The following is a 5393-nucleotide window of genomic DNA, read 5'->3' on the forward strand; positions in this document are numbered from 1 at the left end:
GCTCGACGGCGGGGCGGCTCAGCGCAGCCGGGCCGTGGCGCGGCTGGTCACGCGCGCCGGGACGCCCCCGGCGAAGGCGGCCGGTACGAACGCCGCGAACGGCGGCTGGAGGTTCGCGGTCAGCACGACCTCCGCGGTCCGGCCGTCGGGGGTGCCCGTGGCCGGGTCGACGGCCAGCCCGCGCACCGCGGGGTCGGCGGTGGCCAGGTACGCCGCGACGCTCGCCCGCACCGACGCGTCGGTCAGCGGCACGGCCCCGTCGAGGAGCCCACCGCCCTGCGCGTAGTACCGGCGCTCGTCCACGGCGTCCGCGGCGTCGGCCGCCGCCGCGTCGGCGACGGCGTAGAGCCGCTTGCGCTGCAGGTGGACCGCCGACGCGCTCACCACCACGAGGACCAGGAGGACCGCGACGAGCGCGAACACGAGCGACAGCAGGGCGATCCGCCCCTCGTCGTCGCTCGCGGGCACCCCGCGCCTCACCCGGGGCCGCCCGCCGCGAACCGGTCGGCGACCGCGACCCGCCGGACCTCCACGCCCACGCTGGTCGGGACGGCGCGGGCGAGGAAGCCGGGCACGAGCGGGAGCGGGACGTCGACGGAGACGGTCGCCGCGACCTGCGCGTCGGGCGTGCGGCACGGCGAGGCCTCGCAGTCCACGACCAGCGACCCGGGCACCGCGGGGAAGCCCTGGTCGCGCAGCGCGAGCCCCACGGCGGCCTCGGCCCGGCGCGTCGCGACGTCCTGCCCGGCCGTCGTCGCCAGCACCCGCGACGCCTCCCGCGCCCCGGCCTCGGCGGCGAAGGTCGCGGCCTGCACGCGGCCCAGGCACAGGACGAGGTAGAGCAGCGGCACGAGCAGGAGGACGCCGACCGCGAGGAACTCCACGGCCGCGCTGCCCGCGTCGCGCTCCGGCGCCCCGCGCTCGATCCCCCCGCGCGACGGCCTCACGCCGGCTCCTGCACGGCGTGGCCCAGCACGTCCAGCCCGCGGGCCGGGCCGAGCAGGGCCACCAGCGGCAACGGCGCCCGGACCCGCACCTCCACGACCGGGGCGCCCTCGACGTCGACGACGCGCGCCGAGACGTCCTCGGCGTAGCGCGCGGACAGCGACGCCGTCAGCAGCTCACGCGTGCGTTGCGCGCCCGCGGCGGGGGAACTGCCCGCGAGGGCGCCGGCGCGCGCACCCTCGCCGGCGCAGTCGACGGCGGTCGCCCGCACGTGCAGCACGAGACCGAGCTGCAGCACCGCGACGAACAGCAGCGAGAGCAGCCCCGCGACGCCGGCGAACTCCGCGACGGCGGACCCGGTGTCGACAGCGGACCCCGTGTCACGGCGCGGCGCCGCGCTCACAGCTGCCCGACGACCGTGTCCATCGCCTGCGTGAACAGCGCCTCGAACCGGGGGCCCGCGATCGCCCAGAGGCCGACGACGAGCCCCGCGGTCATGAGGGTCACGAGCACCCAGCCGGGGACGTCGCCCCGGTCCCTGCCGTCGGTGGGCCGGCCGTCGGTGGGCCGTCCGCCGGTCAGCCGGCCGCCGGCGCTGCGGCGGGCGCGGGCCGCGACGTCGAGCAGCAGCAGGTGCAGGGCGAGGAAGCGGTTCAAGGGCTGGCGGTTCAGGGGGCGGTTCACGGCGCGGGTCTCCTCGTGGTCGTCGGTCGGGGGCGGGGCGGGTCGGCGGGCCGGCGTCACGGCCCCACCTGCAGGACGGCCAGCCCCGGGAACACCGCGAACACCACGGTGACGGGCAGGACGACGAAGACGACGGGGACCATCATCAGGACCTCCTTGCGGCCACCCGCCTCCAGCAGGCGGCGGCGGTCGGTGTCGCGGGCGTCGGCGGCCTGGGCGCGCAGCACGTCCGCGAGGGGCGTCCCCCGGTCCATCGCGACGGCCATCCCGTCGACGAAGCGGCCGAGCTCGGGAACGCGCGTGCGCACCGCGAACGCCTCCAGCGCAGGCACGACGCCCGTCCCGGTCCGGACCTCGGCCAGCGCTCGGCGCAGGTCCGCGCACAGCGCACCGTTCCCGGTCGCGACCCGCTCGAGGGCGGCCACGACGTTCTCGCCCGCTCCGACGGAGAGCGCCAGGAGTTCCGCCACGACGGGGAACTCGGCGAGCAGCTGCTGCTGGCGGCGCCGCACCTGCACCCCGAGCACGTGGTCGCGGGCGAGGGCACCCGCGAGCGCCCCGGCCAGCAGCAACCCGAAGGCACCCAGCGGGGAGAAGGCCTGGCGCGCCGCGAGTCCCGCGACCCCGAGCCCCCCCAGGGCGGCTCCGGCGAGCGCCCACAGGACCTGCTCGGCGCGGAACTGGGCCACCTCGCGCGCGGGGTCGAGGACGTGCAACCGCCCGCGCACCGCGGCGCTCGACCCGAGCCAGCCGCCCAGCGCGGTGGCCGCGGTGGAGAGCAGGCGCCGGGCGGCGCCGTCCGGCCGGGGAGCCGCGTCGCCGAGGTAGGGCCCGACGCGGTCGGCGAGGTCGGGACGGCGCCAGGCCGGCAGTCGCAGGAGCACCAGCAGCAGACCGAGGCCGCCGAGCAACCCGATCCCGGCGCCGAGCGAGGTCACGCGAACACCCGCCGGGGCTGCGGCAACCTCGCCCAGTGCAGCATCAGCCGGTACGCGAGCGCCGAGGCCACCGCACCGCCGACGAGCACGACCGCCCCGGCGGCCGAGGAGTAGGCCTCGAGCGCGCCCGGGCGGCTCGCGAGCAGCGCCAGCACGATCCACGGTGCGGCGACGGCCAGGCGCGCCGCCGACACCGTCCAGCTCTGCCGCGCCAGCAGTTCCCCGCGCGTGCGCTCCTCCTCGCGGAGGTAGGCCGACAGCGTCCGCAGCGTGCGCCCGAGGTCGCTGCCCCCCACCTGGCGCGTCATGCGCAGGGCGGCCGCCAGTCGGTCGAACGCGGGGTCGGCCAGCCGGTCGGCGAGCCGGGCGAGCTCGGGCTCGAACGCGCCCGAGGCGCGGTACCCGGCCGCGAACGCGGCGAACTCCGGCCGCAGGAGCTCGGGGCCGCGCTGGGCGAGGCCGCACACGCCGTCCGGCAGCGACATGCCGGCGCGCACGGAGGAGGCGAGCTGGTCGACGACGTCGGGCCACTGCGCCGACCGGGCCGCCAGGCGCACCGCCGCGCGCCGGCGCAGCAACGCCGCGGGGACGCAGGCCGCGGCGAGGGCCGCGCCCACCGCGAGGACGACGACGCGGGTCGTCGCGGCCGTGACGACGAACGCGGGAACGGCGGCCAGCAGGGACACGAGGGGCACCGCGGCGGGGTGGACCGCCTCGAACCCCGCGCGCCGCAGCAGGTCCGCCACAGGACGCCGGCGCGCGCGGGCCGGCCGCGCGGGGCGCGGCCAGCACGACCACCACACGCAGAACAGGCCGCAGCCGAGCACGGCCCCGACGACGCTGCCGCTCACGCCGCCCCCAGCAACCGCGACAGGTCCACGCCCGCGCGGGCGTAGCGCTGCCGGTGCGGCGGCCACCCGCTGCCGCGCACCAGTCCGGTGCCGCCCGCCCGGCCGAACACGGTCACCGTCTCCACGACACCGCCCTCGACGCGCCCCGGGACGGCGAGGACCTCGGCCACCCGCCGCGTCCCGTCGGTGTCGAGGTCCACGTGCACGACCAGGTCGACGGAGGAGGCGACGGCGGGCACGACGAACGCGCTCGTGACGTTGTCGCCCGCGAGCAGCGGCAGGGTGCAGAGCTTCGCGACGGCGTCGGCCGCGGAGTTCGCGTGGATCGTCGCCATCCCCGGCAACCCGGAGTTCAGCGCGATCAGCAGGTCGAGGCTCTCGGCCTGCCGCACCTCTCCGACCACGAGCCGGTCGGGGCGCATCCGCAGCGCCTCCTTCACCAGGCGCCGCAGCGGGATCTCCCCCGTCCCCTCGAGGTTCGGCTGCCGGCACTGCATCGCGACGAGGTCGCGCGCGGGGGCCTGGATCTCGAAGACCTCCTCGCACGTGATGATCCGCTGCTGCGGGGGCACGGCCGCGAGCAGGCAGTTCAGCAGCGTCGTCTTGCCGGCCTGGGTCCCGCCCGACACGAGGACGTTCAGGCCGGCGGCGACCGAGGCGGCCAGGAACGCCGCCGCGGGCGCGCTGAGCGACCCCAGCCCCACGAGGTCGTCGAGGCGGCGCGCCCGCGCGACGAACCGGCGCACGTTCACGGCCCAGTGCTGCCGGGTCACGTCGGGGATGACGACGTGCAGGCGGGAACCGTCGGGCAGCGAGGCGTCGACGAACGGGCTCGACAGGTCCACCCGCCGCCCCGTGGACGCGAGCATCCGCTCGACGAGCTCCGCGACCGTGTCGGCGTCGAGGATCGTGGTGGTGAGCTCCGCGACGCCGCCGCGGGCGACGAACACCTTGCCGGGTTCGTTGATCCAGATCTCCTCGACGTCCGGGTCGTCGAAGTACCGCTGCAGCGCACCGAAGCCCGACACCGCGGCGACCACGGCCCGCGCCACCGCGGCCCGGTCGTGCAGGTCGGGCAGCGAGCCGTCCAGGGAGCGCAGGTCGTAGTCGACGACGGCCTGCTCGACCAGGGCGCGGACCTCGGCCTCGGAACCCCGGGAGCGGCCCGCGGAGATGCGCCGGCGCAGCTCCTCGCGCACGTCCGCCTCGACCAGCCGTGCGGCCTCCACCGCGCCACCTCCCCCGCCGACCGGACCCCGCCGCGGACGGACGTCCCCGGCGCCAGCGACGGTAGGGGCGCGCACCACCTCGGCGTTCGGGTGATGTGGACAACTCCGCACCCGGCGGCCTGTGGACGACGCGGCGGCCGGCGGGCCGGCTCCTGCGACGCTCCCCGGGTGCTCCTGCGCCTCACGGTCGTCGCGGGGACCGCCACCACGGCGGACCCGGTCGACGTCGACCTCGACGTCCCCGCCGGGACCACGCTCGGCGAGGTCCGCGCGGAGGTCGAGCAGCTCACGGGGGCCTGGTCGGGCCCTCTGCGGGTCGGTGCCGCCACCGTGGCGGCGGACTCTCCCCTCGGCGTGGCTCCGCTGCTGCACGGCGCGGTGCTGCGCGCCGCCCCGGCCCGCGAGCCCGCGGACCGCCCTGCGCGGCCCACCGTCCGCGTGCACGTGGCGGGTGGCCCGGACGCGGGGGCGCACCTCGACCTGGCCGTGGGCGAGCACCTCGTCGGCCGCCGCGCGGGCCCCGCCGGGGGGACGGCGCTGGCCGACCCGGCCCTGTCCCGCGAGCACGCGCTCCTGCTGCTCACGCGCGGCGCCGGGCACCACGTGCGCGATCTGGGCTCCACCAACGGCACCGACCTGCTCACCGGCGGGCGTCGCGAGGCCCAGCAGGAGGGAGAGCGGTGTCCAGAGCAGCGCGAGCACGACCGCGACCCCGAGCGGGACGAGGAGGGCCAGGACGGGGAGGG

General features: G+C 78.1%; 8 protein-coding genes. 1 reads left to right on the forward strand and 7 read right to left on the reverse strand.

Annotation, left to right across the window (positions count from 1 at the left end; all coding sequences use genetic code 11):
* Positions 1–18: 18 nt before the first annotated feature.
* Genes GTR02_RS19295 through GTR02_RS19325 form a run of 7 tightly spaced genes read right to left on the reverse strand, consistent with a single transcriptional unit; the run spans position 19 to position 4647 of the window.
* Entirely contained in the window at positions 19–468 is a 450-nt protein-coding gene (locus tag GTR02_RS19295; protein ID WP_205709631.1) for a pilus assembly protein TadG-related protein, read from the reverse strand.
* A gap of 8 nt (positions 469–476) precedes the next feature.
* Positions 477–947 carry a pilus assembly protein gene (locus GTR02_RS19300; protein WP_205709632.1) on the reverse strand — a complete coding sequence of 157 codons (471 nt, stop codon included), beginning with the start codon at positions 945–947 and terminating at the stop codon, positions 477–479.
* Complete coding sequence (locus GTR02_RS19305) at positions 944–1348, reverse strand: TadE/TadG family type IV pilus assembly protein (RefSeq protein ID WP_166609108.1); 405 nt, start codon at positions 1346–1348, stop codon at positions 944–946. The genes GTR02_RS19300 and GTR02_RS19305 overlap by 4 nt, the downstream gene beginning before the upstream one ends.
* Entirely contained in the window at positions 1345–1629 is a 285-nt protein-coding gene (locus GTR02_RS23450; RefSeq protein WP_240896050.1) for a hypothetical protein, read from the reverse strand. The genes GTR02_RS19305 and GTR02_RS23450 overlap by 4 nt, the downstream gene beginning before the upstream one ends.
* Before the next feature lie 56 nt (positions 1630–1685).
* Positions 1686–2567: a type II secretion system F family protein gene (locus tag GTR02_RS24705; RefSeq protein ID WP_166609109.1), complete on the reverse strand. Its 882-nt coding sequence runs from the start codon at positions 2565–2567 to the stop codon at positions 1686–1688.
* Positions 2564–3418 carry a type II secretion system F family protein gene (locus GTR02_RS19320; protein ID WP_166609110.1) on the reverse strand — a complete coding sequence of 285 codons (855 nt, stop codon included), beginning with the start codon at positions 3416–3418 and terminating at the stop codon, positions 2564–2566. Before GTR02_RS19320 ends, GTR02_RS24705 begins: the two co-directional genes overlap by 4 nt.
* Entirely contained in the window at positions 3415–4647 is a 1233-nt protein-coding gene (locus GTR02_RS19325) for an ATPase, T2SS/T4P/T4SS family (protein ID WP_166609111.1), read from the reverse strand. Before GTR02_RS19325 ends, GTR02_RS19320 begins: the two co-directional genes overlap by 4 nt.
* Before the next feature lie 168 nt (positions 4648–4815).
* Here GTR02_RS19325 and GTR02_RS19330 point away from each other — a divergent pair.
* The coding region (locus tag GTR02_RS19330) for an FHA domain-containing protein (protein ID WP_166609112.1) at positions 4816–5393 on the forward strand (578 nt) is incomplete at its 3' end.

It is taken from the genome of Kineococcus siccus (assembly GCF_009906795.1).
Taxonomy (GTDB): domain Bacteria; phylum Actinomycetota; class Actinomycetes; order Actinomycetales; family Kineococcaceae; genus Kineococcus; species Kineococcus siccus.